Origin of the sequence: Pseudomonas sp. KB_12 (assembly GCF_052114545.1) — a bacterium.
Classification (GTDB): Bacteria; Pseudomonadota; Gammaproteobacteria; order Pseudomonadales; family Pseudomonadaceae; genus Aquipseudomonas; species Aquipseudomonas brassicacearum.
Map to the genome: position 1 here is coordinate 25,414 of NZ_JBFREY010000033.1, position 22,296 is coordinate 47,709.

At 60.7% G+C, this 22,296-nt stretch carries 21 protein-coding genes; 16 read left to right on the top strand and 5 right to left on the bottom strand.

The window, feature by feature from the left end; all coding sequences use genetic code 11:
- The first annotated feature begins 383 nt into the window (after positions 1 to 383).
- The 10 genes from AB4Z20_RS22655 (at position 384) to AB4Z20_RS22700 (ending at position 13,562) form a co-directional block, all read left to right on the top strand.
- A complete protein-coding gene (locus AB4Z20_RS22655; RefSeq protein WP_253469434.1) occupies positions 384 to 1,781 on the top strand; it encodes a polynucleotide adenylyltransferase PcnB in 1,398 nt (465 codons plus the stop codon).
- Between the two features lie 3 nt (positions 1,782 to 1,784).
- Entirely contained in the window at positions 1,785 to 2,270 is a 486-nt protein-coding gene (folK, locus tag AB4Z20_RS22660) for a 2-amino-4-hydroxy-6-hydroxymethyldihydropteridine diphosphokinase (protein ID WP_442090637.1), read from the top strand.
- A gap of 366 nt (positions 2,271 to 2,636) precedes the next feature.
- Complete coding sequence (gene panB, locus AB4Z20_RS22665) at positions 2,637 to 3,437, top strand: 3-methyl-2-oxobutanoate hydroxymethyltransferase (protein WP_018609283.1); 801 nt, start codon at positions 2,637 to 2,639, stop codon at positions 3,435 to 3,437.
- Positions 3,434 to 4,294, top strand: coding sequence for a pantoate--beta-alanine ligase (gene panC, locus AB4Z20_RS22670; protein ID WP_442090638.1), 861 nt, complete (start codon positions 3,434 to 3,436; stop codon positions 4,292 to 4,294). Before panB ends, panC begins: the two co-directional genes overlap by 4 nt.
- 217 nt (positions 4,295 to 4,511) lie before the next feature.
- Positions 4,512 to 4,892 (top strand): aspartate 1-decarboxylase, encoded by a 381-nt coding sequence (gene panD, locus AB4Z20_RS22675; RefSeq protein WP_003205654.1) that lies wholly within the window; start codon positions 4,512 to 4,514, stop codon positions 4,890 to 4,892.
- Positions 4,893 to 5,214: 322 nt separating this feature from the next.
- The gene (pgi, locus tag AB4Z20_RS22680; RefSeq protein ID WP_014340245.1) at positions 5,215 to 6,879 is read left to right on the top strand and encodes a glucose-6-phosphate isomerase; all 1,665 of its coding nucleotides are present in this window, start codon (positions 5,215 to 5,217) and stop codon (positions 6,877 to 6,879) included.
- A gap of 235 nt (positions 6,880 to 7,114) precedes the next feature.
- Positions 7,115 to 9,052 carry an acetate--CoA ligase gene (gene acs, locus AB4Z20_RS22685; protein ID WP_258689392.1) on the top strand — a complete coding sequence of 646 codons (1,938 nt, stop codon included), beginning with the start codon at positions 7,115 to 7,117 and terminating at the stop codon, positions 9,050 to 9,052.
- A 140-nt stretch (positions 9,053 to 9,192) separates the two neighbouring features.
- Entirely contained in the window at positions 9,193 to 10,209 is a 1,017-nt protein-coding gene (locus AB4Z20_RS22690) for a class I SAM-dependent rRNA methyltransferase (protein ID WP_442090639.1), read from the top strand.
- Between the two features lie 121 nt (positions 10,210 to 10,330).
- Positions 10,331 to 13,264: a DUF748 domain-containing protein gene (locus AB4Z20_RS22695; RefSeq protein WP_442090640.1), complete on the top strand. Its 2,934-nt coding sequence runs from the start codon at positions 10,331 to 10,333 to the stop codon at positions 13,262 to 13,264.
- 1 nt (position 13,265) lies between these two features.
- A complete protein-coding gene (locus tag AB4Z20_RS22700) occupies positions 13,266 to 13,562 on the top strand; it encodes a DUF2845 domain-containing protein (protein ID WP_442090641.1) in 297 nt (98 codons plus the stop codon).
- Between the two features lie 346 nt (positions 13,563 to 13,908).
- Here the strand turns inward: AB4Z20_RS22700 and AB4Z20_RS22705 are convergent, their stop codons facing one another.
- Both AB4Z20_RS22705 and AB4Z20_RS22710 read right to left on the bottom strand, forming a co-directional pair.
- Complete coding sequence (locus AB4Z20_RS22705; RefSeq protein ID WP_003205664.1) at positions 13,909 to 14,262, bottom strand: BON domain-containing protein; 354 nt, start codon at positions 14,260 to 14,262, stop codon at positions 13,909 to 13,911.
- A 268-nt stretch (positions 14,263 to 14,530) separates the two neighbouring features.
- Positions 14,531 to 14,938, bottom strand: a complete 408-nt coding sequence (locus AB4Z20_RS22710; protein WP_214512613.1) for a pilin — start codon at positions 14,936 to 14,938, stop codon at positions 14,531 to 14,533.
- Positions 14,939 to 15,162: 224 nt separating this feature from the next.
- On the opposite strand from AB4Z20_RS22710, the gene pilB reads away from it, so the two are divergent.
- Genes pilB through yacG form a run of 5 tightly spaced genes read left to right on the top strand, consistent with a single transcriptional unit; the run spans position 15,163 to position 19,780 of the window.
- Positions 15,163 to 16,863, top strand: a complete 1,701-nt coding sequence (pilB, locus tag AB4Z20_RS22715; protein WP_442090642.1) for a type IV-A pilus assembly ATPase PilB — start codon at positions 15,163 to 15,165, stop codon at positions 16,861 to 16,863.
- Positions 16,864 to 16,865: 2 nt separating this feature from the next.
- Positions 16,866 to 18,083 (top strand): type II secretion system F family protein, encoded by a 1,218-nt coding sequence (locus AB4Z20_RS22720; RefSeq protein WP_214512611.1) that lies wholly within the window; start codon positions 16,866 to 16,868, stop codon positions 18,081 to 18,083.
- 1 nt (position 18,084) lies between these two features.
- On the top strand, positions 18,085 to 18,954 hold the full coding sequence (locus AB4Z20_RS22725) for a prepilin peptidase (protein WP_253469458.1): 870 nt from the start codon (positions 18,085 to 18,087) through the stop codon (positions 18,952 to 18,954).
- The gene (gene coaE / locus AB4Z20_RS22730; RefSeq protein ID WP_253469461.1) at positions 18,954 to 19,577 is read left to right on the top strand and encodes a dephospho-CoA kinase; all 624 of its coding nucleotides are present in this window, start codon (positions 18,954 to 18,956) and stop codon (positions 19,575 to 19,577) included. The genes AB4Z20_RS22725 and coaE overlap by 1 nt, the downstream gene beginning before the upstream one ends.
- Positions 19,574 to 19,780, top strand: coding sequence for a DNA gyrase inhibitor YacG (gene yacG / locus AB4Z20_RS22735; protein WP_214512608.1), 207 nt, complete (start codon positions 19,574 to 19,576; stop codon positions 19,778 to 19,780). Before coaE ends, yacG begins: the two co-directional genes overlap by 4 nt.
- Here the strand turns inward: yacG and AB4Z20_RS22740 are convergent.
- From AB4Z20_RS22740 to AB4Z20_RS22750, 3 genes are all read right to left on the bottom strand, one after another.
- Positions 19,777 to 19,992, bottom strand: a complete 216-nt coding sequence (locus AB4Z20_RS22740; RefSeq protein WP_013694234.1) for a hypothetical protein — start codon at positions 19,990 to 19,992, stop codon at positions 19,777 to 19,779. The two genes, yacG and AB4Z20_RS22740, sit on opposite strands and share 4 nt — an antisense overlap.
- Before the next feature lie 63 nt (positions 19,993 to 20,055).
- A complete protein-coding gene (locus AB4Z20_RS22745; RefSeq protein ID WP_258689401.1) occupies positions 20,056 to 20,742 on the bottom strand; it encodes an energy-coupling factor ABC transporter permease in 687 nt (228 codons plus the stop codon).
- A 37-nt stretch (positions 20,743 to 20,779) separates the two neighbouring features.
- Positions 20,780 to 21,193, bottom strand: coding sequence for a tautomerase family protein (locus AB4Z20_RS22750; RefSeq protein ID WP_442090643.1), 414 nt, complete (start codon positions 21,191 to 21,193; stop codon positions 20,780 to 20,782).
- Positions 21,194 to 21,344: 151 nt separating this feature from the next.
- Between AB4Z20_RS22750 and AB4Z20_RS22755 the strand changes: the two genes are divergently transcribed.
- Positions 21,345 to 22,244: a LysR substrate-binding domain-containing protein gene (locus AB4Z20_RS22755; protein ID WP_442090644.1), complete on the top strand. Its 900-nt coding sequence runs from the start codon at positions 21,345 to 21,347 to the stop codon at positions 22,242 to 22,244.
- Positions 22,245 to 22,296: the final 52 nt, after the last annotated feature.

Genomic DNA, 22,296 nt, shown 5'->3' on the forward strand with positions numbered 1-22,296 from the left:
ACAATAAAAACTGTCTCAAGACAGGTGCCTGAACTGGTTGGATCGATAGATCACTGCAACACAGCGATCAAAGCAATCCGTTTGCTCTTGGCTCCCGATTGGGAGGGTCACGAAGGGAAAACCTTGTGACGCGGGCACTCAACAAAAACAAGAAGCCCAAAACCAATAATAAAAACAGAGCACGTAACTAATTCTGGGGGAGCTTCGGCTCCCCTTGTGGTTTCTGTCGTTCCGACTCCCCGCAGCCTACAAGGCTTGTCGCTGAAGCTTGCAGCTCTAAACCGCTCCGTCCTACACCATCCCTCGACTAAATGCTAGAATCTCGGCCCATCATGCGGTCATTCTTCGTTTTTGGCCGAATATTCCTTCAAACAGTGCATCCCATGCTGAAGAAGCTGTTCCAGTCATTCCGTTCTCCCTTGCGTCGTACGCAACACATTCGCAGCACGCCTGAAGTGCTCAACAGCGGCCAGCATTCACTGCAAAAGGCCCAGTTCAGCCGGTATGCGGTGAACATCGTCGAACGTTTGCAGAACGCCGGTTACCAGGCTTACCTGGTCGGTGGCTGCGTGCGCGACATGCTGCTCAACATCACCCCCAAGGATTTCGACGTCGCCACCAGTGCCACGCCGGAACAGATACGGGCCGAATTTCGCAACGCGCGGATCATTGGCCGGCGCTTCAAACTGGTCCACATCCACTTCGGTCGCGAAATCATCGAAGTGGCGACCTTCCGCGCCAATCACCCGCAAAACGATGAAGAGGAAGACAGCAACCAGTCTTCCCGCAACGAAAGCGGGCGCATCCTGCGCGATAACGTCTACGGCACGCTGGAAGAAGACGCGCAACGCCGCGACTTCACCATTAACGCCCTGTATTACGATCCGGTCAGCGAGCGCATCCTCGATTACGCCAACGGCGTACACGACATTCGCAATCGCCTGATCCGTCTGATCGGCGACCCCAAGCAGCGCTACCAGGAAGACCCGGTGCGAATGCTGCGGGCCGTGCGTTTCGCCGCCAAGCTGGATTTCGGCATCGAAAAACACAGCGCCTTGCCGATTCGTGAACTGGCGCCGATGCTGCGCGAAATCCCTTCGGCGCGCCTGTTCGAGGAAGTGCTCAAGCTGTTCCTGTCGGGCAACGCCGCAGACACCTTCGAGATGCTGGTGGACCTGCAGTTGTTCGATCCGCTGTTCCCCGCCAGTGCCGAGGCCCTGGAGCACAACCCGACCTACACCCACACCTTGATCAGCGAAGCACTGACCAACACCGACCTGCGCATCAAGCAGAACAAGCCGGTGACGCCTGCGTTCCTGTTCGCCGCGTTGCTCTGGCCTGCCCTGCCGGCTCGGGTGCTGCGCCTGCAAGAGCGTGGCATGCCGCCGATCCCGGCGATGCAGGAAGCCGCCCACGAGCTGATTGCCGAACAGTGCCAGCGCATCGCCATTCCAAAACGCTTCACGATGCCGATCCGCGAGATCTGGGACATGCAGGAGCGCCTGCCACGGCGCAGCGGCAAGCGTGCCGACCTGCTGCTGGACAACCCGCGTTTCCGCGCCGGCTACGACTTCCTGCTGCTGCGTGAAAGCGCGGGCGAGCAGACCGATGGCCTGGGTGAATGGTGGACCGATTACCAGGACGCCAACGACAGCGAGCGCCGCGACATGATTCGCGACCTCAGCGGCAAGGATGACGGCGCCAGCGGCCCGCGCAAGCGCCGTCGCAGCAGCGGTGCCAAGCGCAAGCGTGCCGGTGTACCGAGCGCATCGGGCGAGTAATCGATGGAACGCATCTACATCGGCATGGGCAGCAACCTGGCCGAACCCGCCGAACAATTGCGCAGCGCCGTCCAGGCGCTGGCGCAATTGCCCGACACCCAACTGCTGGGGGTCTCGGCGTTTTATCAGAGCGATTCCCTGCTGCCCGGCCAGCCGCGCTACACCAACGCGGTGGCGGCGCTGGACAGCCGCCTGGCACCGCTGGACCTGCTCGATGCGCTGCAAGCCATCGAAACCGGACAAGGTCGCGAACGCCTGGAACGCTGGGGCCCGCGCACCCTGGACCTGGATATCCTGCTGTTCGGCGATCGCCTGATCGACGAGCCTCGCCTCAAGGTCCCTCACTACCACATGCAAGCCCGAGCCTTCGTGCTGTACCCACTGGCCGAGTTGGCGCCCGCCGACCTGCGCCTGGCCGATGGACGCTCACTTAAGGATCTCCTCGCGGCGTGCCCATTCGCCGGTCTGGAACGCCTGCCTCCAAACTGATGCAGTTCCTCTTGTGGGAGCAAAGCTTGCTCGCGATTGCGGTGGGCCAGTGAACATCCATACCGTCTGATCCACCGCCATCGCGAGCAAGCTTTGCTCCCACAGGATGCGGTACTGGACCGTCATTCCGGGGACACGCCTCTACGCTGAAACGCATCAGTAACCCCGGTAACACCCGGCGGTAACACATCCAATTGACTTCCCGAGTGCTCCTCACGACTATAGGCGTCCCGTTGCCGCCAATACGGCGCTGAAGGGCGCAATCCAGGCCTTACAAGCACCACACATAAGAAGGTGCGCCTGTATCGATAACGAATCATGCGCGTTACTTGCAGTAATTCACGAGCGCCTAATGAGGACTTTTTCATGCCAGCTATTACCCTGACCACGCTGCAAGGTCTTAAGCAAAAAGGTGAAAAAATCACCATGCTGACCTGCTATGACGCAACTTTCGCCCACGCCTGCAATGAGGCCGGTGTCGAAGTGTTGCTGGTGGGCGATTCCCTCGGCATGGTGCTGCAAGGTCACGACAGCACGCTGCCGGTGACCACCGCCGAGATGGCCTACCATGTGGCCGCCGTCAAACGCGGTAACACCGATGCACTGATTCTTGCCGACCTGCCGTTCATGGCCTACGCCACCCTCGAACAAACCATGACCAACAGCGCCATGCTGATGCAGGCCGGTGCCCACATGCTCAAGGTCGAAGGTGCGTTGTGGCTGGCCGATTCGATTCGGCTGCTGGCCGAGCGGGGTATCCCGGTATGCGCGCACATGGGCCTGACCCCACAATCGGTCAATATCTTCGGTGGCTACAAGGTCCAGGGTCGCAATGAGAACCAGGCACGGCAGATGCGCGCCGATGCGATTGCGCTGGAGCAGGCTGGCGCGGCGATGTTGCTGCTCGAATGCGTGCCCAGCGAGCTGGCGGAAGAAATCACCCAGGCGGTGAAGATCCCGGTGATCGGGATCGGCGCCGGCCACGCCACCGATGGCCAGGTACTGGTGCTGCACGACATGCTCGGCCTGTCGATCACCGGTCGCGTGCCCAAGTTCGTGAAGGACTTCATGGCCGGGCAGACGTCCATCCAGGGCGCGTTGAGTGCCTACGTCGCCGAAGTCAAGGCCGTAACCTTCCCTGGCGCCGAGCACGGGTTTTCTGCATGAACACCGTCAAAACCGTACGCGAACTGCGGGCCGCCGTGGCCCGTGCCCGCGGCGAAGGCAAACGCATCGCCTTCGTGCCGACCATGGGCAACCTGCACAGCGGCCACGTGGCGCTGGTCACCAAGGCCGCGCAACGGGCCGATTTCGTGGTGGCGAGCATTTTCGTCAACCCCCTGCAATTCGGCGCTGGCGAAGACCTGGACAAATACCCCCGCACCCTGGCGGCCGACCAGGAGAAACTGCTCCAGGCCGGCTGCCATCTGCTGTTCGCGCCCAGCGTCGAAGAGATGTACCCCGACGGCATGGCCGGGCAGACCCGGGTCAGCGTCCCGCAATTGTCCGAAGGCTTGTGCGGTGCCAGCCGTCCAGGGCATTTCGAAGGCGTGGCGACGGTGGTCAGCAAGCTGTTCAACATGGTCCAGCCTGACCTGGCGGTGTTTGGCCAGAAAGACTTCCAGCAACTGGCGGTGATTCGCGCACTGGTCCATGACCTGAACATGCCGATCCAGATCATCGGCGAGCCGACCGTTCGCGCCGAGGACGGCCTGGCGCTGTCCTCGCGCAACGGCTTCCTCAGCCCGGATCAACGTGCCGTCGCGCCTGTGGTCTATCGCGTCCTGAGCCAGATCGCCGAGGCCATCAAACAGGGCCGACGAGATTTCCCGGCACTGATCGACGAGCAGCTCAAGCAACTCGAAGCCGCCGGCCTGCGTCCCGATTACCTGGAAATCCGTCACGCCAAGACCTTGCGCCCGGCATTGAGCGAGGACCGTGACATGGTGATTCTGGTGGCGGCCTTCCTCGGCACCACACGCCTGATCGACAACCTGCACCTGGACCTCGACACCCCCGCCTGAACCCACACCCGTCCCAATCTGGGGGTGGGCCTTGTGGGAGCAAAGCTTGCTCGCGATAGCGGTCTGATATTCGACGTACGTGTCGAATTTGACCACGTCATCGCGATCAAGCTTTGCTCCCACATACCGACTGCACTTGCAAATCCCTCGCGTATTGCCGCCCCACAAGGCTTCAGGCAGACTGCCCGCCGTTCGGACCCGACCAGAGGAAACATTCATGCATGCCATCATGCTCAAGGCCAAGCTGCACCGCGCCGAAGTCACCCACGCCGTGCTCGATTACGAAGGCTCCTGCGCCATTGATGGTGAGTGGCTGGACCTGTCGGGGATCCGCGAATACGAACAGATCCAGATCTACAACGTCGACAACGGCGAACGCTTCACCACCTACGCCATCCGTGGCGAGGAAGGTTCGCGGATGATCTCGGTGAACGGCGCCGCAGCGCACAAGGCCAAGGTGGGTGATCGTGTCATCATCTGCGCCTACGCCCACTACAGCGAAGCTGAGCTGGTCAACTTCAAGCCCCGCATGCTGTACATGGCGCCAGGCAATGAACTGAGCCACACCAGCAATGCGATTCCGGTGCAGCTCGCCTGATCGAACCCGAACGATATCTGTGTACAAGCCTGTGGGAGCAAAGCTTGCTCGCGATAGCAGTGTGTCAGGCGACATCCATGCAACTGGTCCATTGCAATCGCGAGCAAGCTTTGCTCCCACAGCGAACCATTCCCGCCCCCTGCTGTATAAAAAAGTACCGGGAATCGGTCAGACAAAGCCAAGACAGATCGCAACACGAGGTTTACTGTAGTCGCCCTGTGTCCGGCGATCATGTCGATGCAGTGTCCGGACGCCCACCTCAAGCCGCGCCGGAGTTTTTAGTGTACAAAAGGCCGTTCAAGTAAAAAGGAAACCCGCAGCGATGGCGTATTACCGAACCCCTCATGACGTGACCGCTCTGCCAGCCTGGCAAGCGCTGAATGACCACCGCAAAGCCATGCAGGATTTCAGCATGCGCGAAGCGTTCAATGCCGATCCGCAGCGTTTTACTCAATTCACCCTGTCGAGCTGCGGCCTGTTTCTCGACTACTCGAAAAACCTGATCAACGCCCAGACCCGCGATCTGCTGGTGGGCCTGGCCAACGAAGTCGACCTCAAGGGCGCGATCAAGTCACTGTTCGAAGGCGAAATCGTCAACGCCTCGGAAAACCGCCCTGCCCTGCACACCGCCCTGCGTCGGCCGGTGGGCGACAAGTTGCTGGTCAACGGCGTCAACGTGATGCCGGACGTGCACAAAGTGCTGAACCAGATCACCGACCTGGTGGGCCGCATTCACGACGGCCTGTGGCGCGGCTACACCGAAAAGCCCATCACCGACGTGGTGAACATCGGCATCGGTGGTTCTTTCCTCGGCCCGGAGCTGGTGTCCGAAGCGCTGTTGTCCTACGCGCAAAAAGGCGTTCGCTGCCACTACCTGGCGAACATCGACGGCAGTGAGTTCCACGAACTGACCATGAAGCTGCGCGCCGAGACCACGCTGTTCATCGTCTCGTCGAAATCCTTCAACACCCTCGAAACCCTGAAGAACGCCCAGGCCGCCCGCGCCTGGTACCTGGCCCAGGGTGGCTCCGAAGCGGAGCTGTATCGCCACTTCATCGCCGTGTCGAGCAACAATGCCGCCGCCGTGGCCTTCGGCATCCGCGAAGAAAACATCTTCCCGATGTGGGACTGGGTTGGCGGGCGTTACTCGCTGTGGTCGGCCATCGGCCTGCCGATCGCCCTGGCCATCGGCATGTCGAACTTCAAGGAATTGCTCTCCGGCGCCTATTCCATGGACCAGCATTTCCAGAGCGCCCCGTTCGAGCAGAACATGCCGGTGCTGCTGGCACTGCTGGGCGTGTGGTACGGCAACTTCTGGGGTGCGCAGAGCCATGCGATCCTGCCGTATGACCACTACCTGCGTAACATCACCAAGCATTTGCAGCAGTTGGACATGGAATCCAACGGCAAGAGCGTGCGCCTGGACGGTACGCCGGTGTCGACCGACACAGGCCCGGTGATCTGGGGCGGCGTTGGCTGCAACGGTCAGCACGCCTACCACCAGTTGCTGCACCAGGGCACCCAGTTGATCCCGGCCGACTTCATCGTGCCGATCGTCAGCTTCAACCCGGTTTCCGATCATCACCAGTGGCTGTACGCCAACTGCCTGTCCCAGAGCCAGGCACTGATGCTCGGCAAGACCCGCGCCGAAGCCGAAGCCGAGCTGCGGGACAAGGGCGCCAGCGAAGAAGAGGTGCAGAAACTGGCCTCCCACAAGGTGATCCCGGGCAACCGTCCGAGCAACACCCTGGTGGTCGAACGCATCAGCCCACGTCGCCTCGGCGCGTTGGTGGCGCTGTATGAACACAAGGTGTTCGTGCAGAGCGTGGTCTGGGGCATCAACGCCTTCGACCAATGGGGCGTGGAACTGGGCAAGGAACTGGGCAAGGGCGTCTACAACCGCCTGGTGGGCAGTGAAGAAAACCCGGCCGAAGATGCCTCGACCCAGGGCTTGATCAACTACTTCCGCGGTCGTCACCGCGGCTGATCGTCCCCACGCTCCCACAGCTCACCGCTGATCCCTGTGGGAGCGAGCCTTGTGGGAGCAAAGCTTGCTCGCGATAGCGGTCTGACATCAACCTATCTGTTGAATGTGACGCCGTCATCGCGAGCAAGCTTTGCTCCCACCAAGCTCGCACACAGTTGCTTTGTGCATGACTTGAACCCCCAGGCGACTGGGCGCATCTTTATGACTTGTCGCAAAACAAGAATAAGGAACCGTCATGTTCGATATCAGCCAGTACCCCCAAGCCGATGCCGTCCGCCGGGCTGCGCAACTGAGTCAGGACGAGTACAAGCGGCTCTATAAAGAATCCATCGAACACCCCAGCGCCTTCTGGGCCGAGCAGGCCACCCGCTTTCTCGACTGGATGACGCCCTGGCAAACCGTCCAGCGCTATGACCTCAAGAACGGCGACGCGACCTGGTTCGCCGGTGGCAAGCTGAACGTCAGCGCCAATTGCATCGACCGTCACCTGCAAACGCGCGGCGACCAGACGGCAATCATCTGGGAAGGCGACGACCCCGCCGAGTCGGCAGAAATCACCTACAAAAAACTACACAACCATGTGTGCCGCCTGGCCAACGTGCTGAAAAGCCGTGGCGTGAAGAAAGGCGACCGGGTCTGCATCTACATGCCGATGATCCCCGAGGCCGCCTACGCCATGCTCGCCTGTACCCGCATCGGCGCGGTGCATTCAGTGGTATTCGGCGGTTTCTCACCGGACTCGCTGCGCGACCGGATTCTCGATGCCGACTGCCGCACCGTGATCACCGCTGACGAAGGTGTGCGCGGCGGGCGCTTCGTACCGCTCAAGCGTAACGTCGACAAGGCCCTGGAAAGTTGCCCGAACGTCAGCACCGTGCTGGTGGTCCAGCGCACCCAAGGCGAGGTGGGCTGGGTAGAAGGCCGTGACCTGTGGTACCACCAGGCCATGCACGAGATGAGCGACGACTGCCCACCGGAACCGATGGACGCCGAAGACCCGTTGTTCATCCTCTACACCTCCGGCAGCACCGGCAAACCCAAGGGCGTGCTGCACACCACGGGCGGCTATCTGCTGCAAGCGGCGATGACGTTCAAGTACGTGCTCGATTACCGCGACAACGAAGTGTTCTGGTGCACCGCCGATGTCGGCTGGGTCACCGGCCACAGCTACATCGTCTACGGCCCGCTGGCCAATGGCGCCACCACGCTGATCTTCGAGGGCGTGCCGAGCTACCCGAGCAGTTCGCGCTTCTGGCAGGTGATCGACAAGCATCAGGTCAACATCTTCTACACCGCACCGACCGCCCTGCGCGCGCTGATGCGCGAAGGTCCCGGACCGTTGCAGGAAACGTCCCGCAAAAGCCTGCGATTGCTCGGCACCGTTGGTGAGCCGATCAACCCGGAAGCGTGGGAATGGTATTTCAACACGGTAGGCGAACAGCGCTGCCCGATTGTCGATACCTGGTGGCAGACCGAGACCGGCGGCATCATGCTCAGCCCGTTGGTGAGTGCCCCACGGCTCAAGCCAGGCTGCGCCACCCGGCCGATGTTCGGCGTGCAACCGGTCTTGCTGGATGAAGTGGGCAAGGAAATCAACGGCGCCGGCAGCGGCGTCCTGGCGATCAAATCCAGTTGGCCCGGGCAGATTCGCAGCGTCTACGGCGATCATCAACGCATGGTCGACACCTACTTCAAACCCTACCCTGGCTATTATTTCACCGGCGACGGCGCGCGCCGCGACGAAGACGGCGACTACTGGATCACCGGGCGCATCGACGATGTGATCAACGTCTCCGGGCATCGTATCGGCACCGCCGAAGTGGAAAGCGCCCTGGTGCTGCACGACAACATTGCCGAAGCCGCCGTCGTCGGCTATCCCCATGACCTCAAGGGCCAGGGCATCTATGCCTTTGTCACGCCGATGAACGGTGTGGAGGCCAATGACGAGCTGAAGAAAGAACTGCTGGCCCACGTCAGCAAGGAAATCGGCAGCTTCGCCAAGCCGGAACTGATCCAGTGGGCGCCGGCGTTGCCCAAGACCCGTTCGGGCAAGATCATGCGACGCATCCTGCGCAAGATCGCCTGCAACGAACTCGACAGCCTTGGTGACACCTCGACCCTGGCCGATCCCAGTGTGGTGGAGGGGCTGATCGACAAACGCCTCAATCGCTGAGGATTCCTGTGGGAGCGAGCTTGCTCGCGATGGGGCCCTGTCAGTCCAGACCGCCATCGCGAGCAAGCTCGCTCCCACAGGGACCACGCCGGCCATAACTGCTAAACTCCCGCGCCTCATTTCTCTAAGGCGCGCCCGGCATGTCTTCCTTGAATCAGGCGCTGCGCGCCGCCCTCGACCAGCGTCAGGAGCTGCTCGGCCAACTGCACCAGCAAGGCACCGACTGCTATCGCCTGTTCCATGGCAGCCAGGAAGGCGCCCCCGGCCTGACCATCGACCGCTACGGCCCGCAACTGCTGGTACAGAGCTTCCATCAGTCGCTGGAGCGCGACGACCTGCTGCAACTGCACGGCATCGTCAACGAACGGCTGGGACTGGAGACTTTGTTGGTCTACAACGACCGCGCCCGGGGCAATTCGCGCATCGATCGCCAGGACACTGTCTATCAGGCGGACGAGGCCGCCCTGCAAGACCTGGTCGGGCATGAATGGGGCTTGAATTATCGCGTCCGCGGTCGCCATGCCGGGCAGGATCCACTGCTGTTTCTCGACCTGCGCAACGCCCGGGGCTGGGTCAAGGCACACAGCCGCAATAAAAGCGTGCTGAACCTGTTCGCCTACACCTGCGGCGTCGGCCTGAGCGCCGCGGCCGGTGGTGCGCGGGAGGTGTGCAATCTGGACTTCGCCGAAGGCAACCTGGCGGTGGGCCGCGAAAATGGCCTGCTCAACCCCGATTTGCCGCCGATGGAATTCGTGCAGTCGGATTACTTTCCGGCGATTCGCCAACTGGCCGGCCTGCCCATCAGCCAGCGGCGCGGGCAGAAACTACCCAGCTACGTGCGCCTGGAGCAACGCCAGTACGACCTGGTGCTGCTCGATCCACCGGCCTGGGCCAAAAGTGCGTTCGGCACCGTCGACCTGTTGCGCGATTACCAAAGCCTGCTGAAACCGGCCCTGCTCACCACCGCCGACAATGGCGTGCTGATCTGCTGCAACAACCTGGCAAAAGTGCCCATGGACGACTGGCGCGAGCAGGTGTTGCGTTGTGCGGAAAAAACCGGTCGCCCGGTGCGCGAGTGGAGCGTGCTGACGCCCGGCAGCGATTTCCCTTCCCGGGATCAGCAGCCGCCGCTCAAGACGCTGATCCTCCAGCTCTAGGTCCGCGTCGGGATTCTCACCGAGAAAACCAGACAATTCTCATAAATCACAGTGGCTTCGGAACCGTAAACGCGTGCCATACTCCAAGGCATTCCGAATTCACACCAAGATGAAGCCGCACATGCCCAAAGGATTGATTCGCGCCATCGGCGCTCTGTTGACCGCACTGGCCCTCTACAGCCTGTTGGGCTTTCTGATTTTGCCGGGCATCGCCTTGCGCATCGCCAACCAGCAACTGGCCGCCCTTGCGACGGTGCCGGCGCAGATCCAGCGCATCGAACTCAATCCCTTCAGCCTTGAAGTCACCCTCTGGGGCCTGAATATCGGCGAACCAGGCAAGGAACAGGTCGGCTTCGAACGGCTGTATGCCAATCTGCAGCTCGACAGCCTGTGGTCCGGCGCCTTGCACCTGGTCGACATCGAGCTGGACAAGCCCAAGACCGAAGTGATGTTCGCCAAGGACGGTCAGTTGAACCTGCTGGGCCTGTTCAAGCTGCCGGCCAGCGAACCGACGCCTGCCAACCCCGAGGCCAAGCCGTTCCCCCTGCGGGTCGAGCGAATCAAGTTGGCCGGCGGCTATGTGCATTTCCAGGACCTGCGCCCCAGCGAACCCATTGAGTTTCTCTACGACACCCTCGATTTCGAGCTGAAAAACCTCAGCACCCTGCCCGACGACAATGCCGACATGACCCTGGTGGCTGCTGGCCCCGAAGGCGGACAGATCGACTGGACCGGTAATTTCAGCCTCACGCCGATTGCCTCCCAAGGCACGCTCAAAGTCACTGGCGGCCAAATGAAAGCCTGGTGGCCCTATGTGCGCGACGCCGTGCCGCTGGTTCTGGAAAACGGCGTCCTGAACCTCAGCACCGACTACAAGCTCAACCTGGCCAAGGGCACCGAACTGCTGCTCAACAACGCCGCGGTCAGTGTCGCGCCCTTCGCCATCAAGACACCCGATGGCCGTCCATTGGTGAAGCTCGAACGCCTGGACGTGAGCGAAACCTCGGTAGACCTGGCCAAGCAGCAAGTCATCGTGGGCAAGATCCGCAGCCAGAAGCTGGAAACCTGGGCCGCTCGCGAGGCGGACGGGCAGCTGGACTGGCAGAAACTCTTCGCCAGCCAGCCGGCCAAACCGCAGGTCAAGGCTGAACCGGCATCCGCCCCGGCAGCGGCAGACTCGCCAAAAGCTGAACCGGCACCGCCCAGCAAACCCTGGCAGGTGATGTTGAAGGATGTGCAACTGCGCGACTATAAGGTGCACTTGGCCGACCGCCAGGCCCAGCCCGCCGTGGCACTGGAGGTCGGCCCGCTGAACCTCGACCTGCAGAACTACGACACCCTCAACGGCTCACCCTTTGCCCTCAAGCTGGACACCGGGATAGGCAAGCAGGGCAAGATCCTGGCCGACGGCGAGGTCAACCTGAACCCGATCACCGCCAAGCTCAAGGTCAAGACCCAGGACGTCGATCTGCGCGTCGCCCAGTCGTACATCAACCCGTTCATTCGCCTGGAGCTGCGCTCCGGGATGCTCGGCAGTGACCTGGCGGTCGACCTCAAAAGCACCGAACCGCTGGCATTTGCCGTCACCGGCCGTGCCCAGGTCGATCAGTTGCACACCCTCGACACGCTCAAGACCCGCGACTTCCTCAAGTGGCAGAGCCTGGTCCTCGAAGGCCTGAATTATCAGCACGGGGACAGCCTGTCCATCGACAAGGTCAACCTGTTCCAGCCTTACGCGCGCTTCATGATCAACGACGACCGCACCACCAACGTCGATGACCTGCTGATCCCGCAACCGGCCGACAGCGGCACCAAGAAAGCCGCGGCAAAACCGGCGTCCCAGGAAAAACCGCTGGGCATCCACATCGGTGGTATCGCCATCAATGACGGTTCGGCCAACTTCGCCGACTTCAGCCTGACGCCCAATTTCGCCACGGCCATCCAGCAGCTCAATGGCCAGATCGGCACCATCGACAGCCGCCAGGCCAAACCGGCCAGCGTCGACATCAAGGGCAAGGTCGATCGCTATGCACCGGTCACCATCAAGGGCGCGGTCAACCCCTTCGACCCGATGGCCAGCCTCGACATCGCCACCAGTTTCAAACGGGTCGAGCTGACCACCCTGACGCCCTACTCCGGCAAGTTCGCCGGCTATCGCATCCGCAAGGGTCGGCTCAATCTCGACCTGCATTACCAGATCACCAAGGGCAAGCTCCAGGCGGAAAACAAAGTGGTGGTCGAGCAACTGCAACTGGGGGAGAAAGTCGACAGCCCGGACGCCGTGAGCCTGCCACTCAAACTGGCGGTCGCCTTGCTCAAGGATTCTGACGGTAAGATTTCCATCGAACTACCCGTGTCCGGCGATCTCAACGACCCGCAATTCAGTGTCATGCCAATCGTCTGGCAGACCCTGCGCAACCTGTTGGTACGAGCGGCCCAGGCGCCGTTCAAACTCATCGGTGGGCTGGTGGCCGGTGGCGGCTCGGAAGACCTGGGCAGCGTGGCGTTTGCGCCGGGCTCCAGCGACCTGAGCAAGGACAATGAAGGCGTGCTGCTCAAACTGTCCGAGGCCCTTGGCAAACGTCCGGAGCTGCGCCTGGAGATCGAAGGCACCGCCGCCGAAAGCAGCGACGGCCCACTGCTCGCCGCCCAGCGCCTGGAACGCGAATACCAGTACAACTACTACAAGATGCTGCAGCGTCGGGGCGACAAAGTACCGGCCCAGGCCTCGCTGATACAGGTGCCCGAGGATGAAAAGGCACCGCTGCTCGAAGGCATCTACCGCACCCGCCTCAAGACCCAACCGCCCGCCGATTGGACGCAATTGGACAAAAAGACGCGCATCGAGAAACTGCGTGAAGGCGTGATCAAGTTCTGGAGCGGCAGCGACGTGCTGCTGCGTCAACTGGGGCAGGAACGGGCCAGCAGCATCAAGGACTTCCTGGTGGACAAAGGCCAGTTGGCCGACGACCGCGTGTATTTCATTGACGCCAACCTCGGCCAGGCCGAGAGCGATGGCCGGGTGATTACCCCGATGCATCTGGATGCCGAATAAGATGAAACCCTGGTGCGGGCTCAGCCTGGGTCTATTGCTCGCCACCGGCCATGCCGCGGCTGCCGACACGCTGCGTTGCGGCAGCCAGTTGATCAGCGTCGGCGACCGCTCCAGCGAAGTGCTGCAAAAGTGCGGGGAGCCCGCGGCGCGGGATGACCTGGGCTACAAACGCAGCGTCAATCGCCGGGAGGAATACCCGGTGGAAGAATGGACCTACGGCCCCAACAGCGGCATGTATCAGTACCTGCGCTTCGAGGGAAATCGGCTGGTGCAGATCAACAGCAAGCGGGGGCGGTGACCGTACCACCGCCATCGCGAGCAAGCTCGCTCCCACATTTGATCGCATTCCTGCTGGAAGAACTCTGGTCGCGGCGCAAGCAAGCTTGATCGCTGTTTCCTGAAGGAACCCGCACCCCTGTGGGAGCGAGCTTGCTCGCGATAAGCGCAACTCGGTTTCCCAGCCGGCTCCCCAAACCTCACCCGAACTTTTCCTCTCCCGGAATAGAACAGGCCCCCGGCACGAATGCCGGGGGCCTGTAATGGCCACGTCCGTGTGGCCTTTCGCATGAACTCCAAAGCAACGGCAAACGTATATCCTGGCCCGCTTGCCGCGCCTTCTCCCAGTCCAGGCGAGAAGTCTTGGCCTACTCGGCTTTCAGGCCGTCAGCCGATACGGCCTTGACGCCTTTGATTTTCTTGGCGATTGCCACAGCGGTGTCTTTTTGTGCATCAGTGACTTTGGTCATCGAAGACAGGGACACAACACCTTTGTTGGTTTCGACTTTGATATCTGTGCCTGGAATGCCTTTTTCAGTGACCAGATCAGCTTTGACCTTGGTGGTGATCCAGGTATCGGAAACGTCTTCCTTGGCCTCTGTCACTTCGCCCGCAGCCAGCATCATTGGCGCCTGAGTTGCTTGAGTGGTCTCGGCGAATGCGCTAGCCATAGTCAGGGTCAGAGCGGTAGCAGCGGCGGCAGTGATAGCGAACTTCTTCATACGAGTAACTCCTGTTTTTCTCAGAAACTGTCGGAGGTGGATCCCGGCAGGGTTAGCAGGAGTAGTGCGAAGGTTGTGCCAGTTTTAAGAAATTAATTAATTCCTTATAAATCAACTAGTTAAGCGAAGCGGCGAAATTCAGAATCATGCAAATTGCATGAGCCTCCCATTTTCAACATGCAACATGCCGATCCTGCCTTGCCGCTTAGCTGATAAATCAAGAAGGGTTTGCACGGCGAGGGAGCGGGCCCCCTTCGCCGCGCGAGTATCAGGTGCCAGGGCAAGAGATCGGCAGGTATTCCTTGGCTGCGGTGGATCCGCATGTCCAGAGGCCGTTGACATCACGGCTGAGGGTGATCGTCTTACCTACTACGGAGGCAGGGGCGTTCAGGAGGGTACAAACGATGGTGCCTGCCGTCGTAGCCGTACCTGTTACCGAAATTGTGCAGTTGCTGGTTGTGGTCGGGGCGTTCATGAGGGTCAACGTTGGAGTAACGCCCTGATTCATCTGATCCTCGTACGCCACCTTCAGCGCCGAGATTTCCCCCAGCCCGGCGGTAGCCTTCGCCCGCGCTTGGTACCTGGAATATTGCGGCAACGCAAACGTCGCCAGAATGCCGATGATCGCCACGACGATCAGCAGCTCGATCAGCGTAAAACCCTTCTGCTTATTCATAGACATCTCCATAGCATGAGTCGAAATCTCATGACCTGAAACGGCCATTGCAGGGCACATGCCAACCCTCAAGTCTCATCAATAAAGGGGGTTGAACCCGCCCAACGGCGACGTCCTACCTCAACAACCGCACTATCTGACGTTTTTTGTCACCCTGCCCCGCTGGTTTGGCGCCAAGCCTTGACTAGGCTATAAGTCATGAATCGTTCGCCGTCGGGATTCCCATGAATGACATCGCCCTCAGCGGCCTGACCAAGCAATTGGTGTTGGCCGAACTGCTCACCGAGCAAAGTGCGCAACAGGCGTATCAACAGGCTCAACGCAGCCGCATCCCCCTGGTCAGCTATCTGGTGCAGAACAAACTGGTCCAGAGCCGCCAGGTCGCGGAGATTGCCTCGGAGCATTTCGGCGTCGCCCTGCTGGACCTCAACAGCCTGGACAAAGAAACCCAACCCAGCGGCCTGGTCAGCGAAAAACTGGTGCGCCAGCACCACGCCCTGCCACTGTGGCGGCGTGGCAACAAACTGTACGTGGGCATCTCCGACCCCACTAATCACCAGGCCATCAACGACATCCAGTTCAGCACTGGCCTGACCACCGAAGCCATCCTGGTGGAGGACGAAAAGCTCAGCGAGGCCATCGAAAAGTTCTTCGAATCCAGCAGCACCGGCCTGGAAGGCATGGGCGATGTCGACCTCGACGGCCTGGACATCGAATCGATCGACGACACCAAGCAGGATGCCATCGGCAGCCAGGACGCCGACGACGCGCCCGTGGTGCGCTTCGTCAACAAGATGTTGCTGGACGCCATCAAGGGCGGCTCTTCCGACCTGCACTTCGAACCCTACGAAAAAATCTACCGGGTGCGGGTGCGCACCGACGGCATGCTACGGGAAGTGGCCCGCCCCCCGATCCAATTGGCGACCCGTATCGCCGCCCGCCTGAAAGTCATGGCCAGCCTGGATATTTCCGAGCGGCGCAAACCCCAGGACGGCCGGTTGAAAATGCGCCTGTCAAAAACCAAATCCATCGACTTCCGGGTCAACACCCTGCCCACGCTGTGGGGCGAAAAGGTGGTGATCCGGATCCTTGATCCGTCCAGTGCGCAAATGGGCATCGATGCCCTGGGCTACGAACCGGACCAGAAAGACCTGTACATGGCCGCCCTCAAGCAACCGCAAGGGCTGATCCTGGTGACCGGCCCGACCGGCTCGGGCAAGACCGTGTCGCTGTACACCGGGCTGAATATCCTCAACACCGTGGACATCAACATTTCCACCGCCGAAGACCCGGTGGAGATCAACATGGAAGGCATCAACCAGGTCAACGTGAATCCGCGCCAGGGGCTGGATTTCGCCCAGGCCCTGCGCTCGTTCCTGCGCCAGGACCCGGACGTGATCATGGTCGGCGAGATCCGCGACCTGGAAACCGCCGAGATCGCCATCAAGGCCGCCCAGACCGGGCACCTGGTGCTCTCCACCCTGCACACCAACAGCGCCGCCGAAACCCTGATCCGCCTGCAGAACATGGGCATTCCAGGGTTCAACATCGCCACCGCCGTGCACCTGATCATCGCCCAGCGGCTGGCGCGCAAGCTGTGCAGTCACTGCAAGATAGCCATCGAGGTTCCCGAGGAAACCTTGCTCAAGGAAGGTTTCCCTCGGGAACGCATTGGCACATTCACGATCTATGAGCCGGTCGGTTGCGAACAGTGCAACAACGGCTACAAAGGGCGCGTGGGGGTTTACGAAGTGGTCAAGAACACGCCCGAGCTGCAACGGTTGATCATGGCCGAGGGCAACTCGCTGGAAATCGATCTGCAAATGCGCAAGGACGGTTTCAATGACCTGCGCACGTCGGGGCTGCTCAAAGTGATGCAGGGCGTCACCAGCCTCGAAGAAATCAACCGGGTCACCAAGGATTGAACATGGCGGTCAAGGCAGTCAAAACCGATGTTTACACTTGGGAAGGCAAGGACCGCAAAGGCACAAAAATGAGTGGCGAGCTGACGGGCCAGAGCCCGGCGCTGGTCAAGGCACAGCTGCGCAAACAAGGCATCAACCCGCAGAAGGTGCGCAAGAAATCCACCTCGATATTCAGCAAGGGCAAGCGCATCAAGCCGCTGGATATCGCCCTCTTCACCCGCCAGATGGCCACGATGCTCAAGGCGGGTGTGCCGCTGTTGCAGGCGTTCGACATCATTGGCGAAGGCTTCGACAACCCCAACATGCGCAAGCTGGTGGACGAGGTGAAGCAGGAAGTCGCCGCCGGCAACAGCTTCGCCGCGGCGCTGCGCAAGTGCCCGCAATATTTCGACGAGCTGTACTGCAACCTGGTGGACGCCGGCGAACAGGCCGGTGCCCTGGACACGCTGCTGGACCGGGTCGCGACCTACAAGGAAAAGAGCGAAGCGCTCAAGGCCAAAATCAAGAAAGCCATGACCTACCCTGCGGCCGTGGTCCTCGTTGCCGCAGTGGTCACGGGGATCCTCTTGGTCAAGGTCGTGCCGCAATTCGAATCGGTATTCTCCGGGTTCGGCGCGCAGCTGCCAGCCTTCACGGTAATGGTCATAGGCCTGTCGGAAATCATGCAGCAATGGTGGTGGGTGATGCTTGGCGGGTTGGTAGGGGCATTTTTTGGCGTGAAGTACGCGCTCAGGCGTTCGGAGCCCTTTCGCGACTGGCGCGACAAATGGCTGCTCAAGCTGCCGCTGATAGGCACCTTGCTGTACAAGTCCGCCGTGGCCCGCTACGCCCGCACGCTTTCCACCACCTTCGCCGCCGGCGTGCCGCTGGTGGAGGCCCTGGATTCGGTGTCTGGTGCCACCGGCAATGTGGTGTTCAAACGTGCCGTACTGCGCATCAAGCAGGAGGTCTCGACCGGCATGCAGTTGAATTTCTCGATGCGTGCCTCAGGGATCTTTCCGAACCTGGCGATCCAGATGACCGCCATCGGCGAGGAATCCGGCGCGCTGGACGACATGCTCGACAAGGTGGCGAGCTTTTATGAGGCCGAGGTGGACAATCTGGTGGACAACCTCACCAGCCTGATGGAACCCTTCATCATGGTGGTCCTGGGGGTGGTCGTCGGTGGTCTGGTGGTCGCCATGTACTTGCCCATCTTTCAACTCGGCTCTGCGATCTGACATGCCCCTGAGCGAATTCTTCGTGCTGTATCCCCTGGCTTTCGTGCTCGTTGCGGCACTGCTCGGCCTGATCATCGGCAGTTTCCTCAACGTGCTGGTGTGGCGCCTGCCGAAGATGCTCAACCGCGAATGGCGCCTGCAGGCCCACGACCTGCTGGGCCTGCCGGCCGAAACCCCTGGCCCGGTCTACAACCTGATGCTGCCACACTCCCAGTGCCCGCACTGCGGCCATCGCATCCGCGCCTGGGAAAACATTCCGCTGCTCAGCTACCTGATGCTGCGCGGCCGCTGTTCGGGCTGCGCCGCGCCCATCGGCAGGCGTTACCCCCTGACCGAGTTGGCCTGCGGTGCGTTATCGGCGTTCGTCGCCTGGCATTTCGGCTTTGGCTGGCACGCCGCGATGGTGATGGTGTTGACCTGGGGCCTGCTGGGCATGAGCCTGATCGACGCCGAGCATCAATTGCTGCCCGATACCCTGGTGCTGCCGTTGTTGTGGCTGGGTTTGATCATCAACAGCTTCGGGCTCTTCGTGTCCTTGAACCAGGCGATGTGGGGCGCGGTGGCCGGCTATCTGGCGCTGTGGTCGGTGTTCTGGGTGTTCAAGCTGATCACCGGCAAGGAAGGCATGGGCTACGGGGATTTCAAGCTGCTGGCGATGCTCGGCGCCTGGGGTGGCTGGCAAATCCTGCCACTGACGCTGCTGCTGTCGTCGCTGGTGGGCGCCGTTGTCGGGGTGATTGTGCTGCGCTTGCGTGATGCCCCGGGGTCGACGCAGATCCCCTTTGGACCCTATCTGGCCATTGCCGGCTGGATTGCCTTGCTCTGGGGTGGTCAAATAACCGACTTCTATTGGCAGTCTGTCGGTTTTTAATGAATACCTCAGTGAAAAAACCCTGGATTCTCGGCCTGACCGGTGGCATCGGCAGCGGCAAAAGCGCGGCGGCCCAGCACTTTATCGACCTGGGCGTGCACGTCATCGACGCCGATCATGCGGCGCGCTGGGTGGTCGAGCCCGGGCGCCCGGCCCTGGCGAAAATCGCCGAGCACTTCGGCCCCGGCGTATTGCAGGCCGACGGCGCCCTGGACCGGGCGGCGTTGCGCAAGCTGATCTTCGAGAATGCCGATGAACGCCGCTGGCTCGAGGCGCTGCTGCATCCGCTGATCGCCGAGGAAATCGCCCATCATCTGGCCCAGGCACAATCGCCCTATGCGATCCTGGTATCGCCGCTGCTGATCGAGTCAGGGCAGTACGCCACGACCCAGCGGATCCTGGTGATCGATGCGCCGGAACAATTGCAGATCGAACGTACGTTGCAGCGCGACCAGACCAACGAACAGCAGGTCCAGGCGATTCTCAAGGCCCAGTCCAGCCGCCAGGATCGCCTGAGCCATGCCGACGACGTGGTGGTCAATGATCGCGACCTCGCCTGGCTGCACAGCGAGGTCGAGCGCCTGCATCACTTTTACCTTACTTTGCGTGGAGGCCAATCATGAGCCAGACCCCAACCGTTGATTGCCCAACCTGCGGCGCCCCTGTGGAATGGACCCCGGAGAGCAAATTCCGGCCGTTCTGCTCTGACCGCTGCAAGCTGATCGACCTCGGCGCCTGGGCGTCGGAAGAACACAAGATTCCGGTCAGCCCCGACGCCGAGGACGAGCTGTTCAGCGAAGACTTCGAGCCTCGCTCACATCATTAAGGCCGCATGAAACCGTAGTCCTGTTCATCGTCGAGGTTTTCCGCCAGGAAACTCAACTCATCGGCCAGGTCTTCAGGGCTGCGCACTGTCTTGCTCTGTTGCACGATCGCACTGAGCAAGGCGCGCAGGCTCAAGCCCGGGTCAAAACCGATCTCCATTGCGGCATCGTGGCTACGCCTGATCTCTTGTCTCGCCCACTCATAAACACTCATGGTTGTGCTCCTGGAAATTTTCCAAAGCATGAAGGCCGTGTGGTGGTGCAGCCTTGACGTGAATCAAGGCTTGTCATCATCGTTCCACGGCGCCGACAGGTAGCGCGTGCGGTTGAAGGTCTCCAGCCATTCGGGACTGAACACCACCAACGCACTGATCACCATGCCGTTGATGAAGGCCTCGGGGAAGATGATCAGCCAGAGGTAGCCGACAAAATCTTCCAGCCAGTAAGGCATGGCGAATATACCGTCGTACCACAGCAGGCCAAGCCCCAGCAGCAGGCACGCCAACGCCGAAAGCGCGGCCGCGAGAAAACCCGAACAGAAGATATACACGAACAGATTGCGCGGCTGGGCGCGCTCCACCAGGATCGCGCAGCACTCGGTGACCAGCACCGGCAACAGGATCAGCAGCGCACCGTTGACCCCTACCGCGGCCATGTCCTGACGGCCCAGCAGTACCAGCACGAGCTGCGCGCACAAACCACCGAGGATTGCCAAGGGCCAGTCCAGCAACAGCGTCACGGCAGTCATGCCGATGAAGTGATACGAGACACCCGTATCGAAATCCCGGCGCACCAGCCACAGCATGAACAACGCCAGCACTGTGCCGAACAACAGGTGCTGGCGACGGCTGTCGGTGAACAGCTCGACCCACGGTGCCCGTACCACGGCCCAGACCAACACCGGCACATACATCAGCCAACCGGCCGCCAGGGTCTGCGGTGAAAGCAGTTCGGCACCGATCATGGGCTACTCCTGCGAGAACTTGAACGCCGTCCGTGCGCTACTCGATAGCGACACTTCCCGGCTGTTGTACCAAGGCCATTGCAAACTTACCAAAGCCTACCGACCAATCCGAATAGTCATTCTCGTGCATGAAGATGAAAACGTCTTGCGGACGAACCTGGGCTTGAACCCCGAGATTGTCCGCGATTTTTTTGTAGAGCTCGCGCTTCATCGCATCACTGCGGCCCCTGCGCATCGTAATCTCAATCACGATCAAATGGTCTGAACGAGCCACACCGTTAAACGTGCGGCTGTAGAAAAACTGTTCAGGGTCGTAGTCCGTGACCAGGTTGAACAATTCATCCTCGGGCATACCAATGCTCTCGACCAGCGCTTGATGTATGCCACCAATGATGCGCTGACGTTGTTGCTGGCTGGTGCCCTTGATGACGGCGGTACGAACGAATGGCATGTGAGGTGCTCTCAATTTGATAGGGAATGCCCCTCAATCCTGGCGACCCGGAACAGTCGGCAAACACTGCAGGAACTGGGGAATTCTGCAAAATCCGCGCGATACCTGATATCGATTTATACGCGCGATGTAATTGAGTTAAAGTCACTTTATGAAACGTCGCCTCCCCCCATTGAATGCACTGCATACCTTCGAGGCCGCTGCCCGACTGGGCAAAATGATCGCGGCCGCCGAGGAGCTGTCTGTCACGCCTGGCGCCGTGAGTCGCCAGGTACGCCAGCTGGAGTTGAGTCTTGGTGTGGACCTGTTCGAAGGCCCAAAAAACAAACCTCAGCTCACCGCAGCCGCAAGAGAACTGCTGCCGGAACTGACGGCCGCACTGGATCAGATCGAGGCTGCGGTGAGCAGGATCCGAGACACGGCGACAGGCACCTTGGACGTGTCCTGCTTCAGCACGTTTACGGTCAAGTGGCTGATACCGCGTCTTTTCGACTTCAATACGACTTACCCAGAGATCAAGATTCGCCTGAGCTCACCGGTTCATGGGAGCGATCCGGGCCGGGATCGCTATGACGTGATGATCACGGCTGAACAGGGCATCGTGGGCGAACCAAAAAACACCGTCCGGCTGTTTCCTGAACGATTGGGCGTCGTGTTGTCGCCCACCTTATCGGCGCGTATTCAATTAACCGACTTGGGCTCGATTTTCAGCCATCCCCTCCTGCATACCAAAACCCGTCCGGATGCCTGGGCAAACTGGGTGGATGCGATTGGACACCAGGCCACTGCGCCGGCCGGGCTGGAATACGAGCATTATTACTTTACGTTGGAGGCGGCGATTGCCGGGCTGGGGATTTGTGTCGCCCCGTGGCATCTGGTGGCTGACGACATTCGTCTTGGCCGCCTGGTGGCACCGTTTGGGTTTCGCCCGAGTCGCTACGTCTATGTCGCCAAGCGCAGCGCGCAGCAGAGCAAGAAGTTGGATTTGTTTTGCGCTTGGTTGGCGTGTCAGGCTGAACAGGATGATCTATTGGGTCCTGTCTGGGGGTAATGCTGTTCACTTGAGCGGTTATCGGAGATTGGGCCTTCCATTCTGAGGTCTG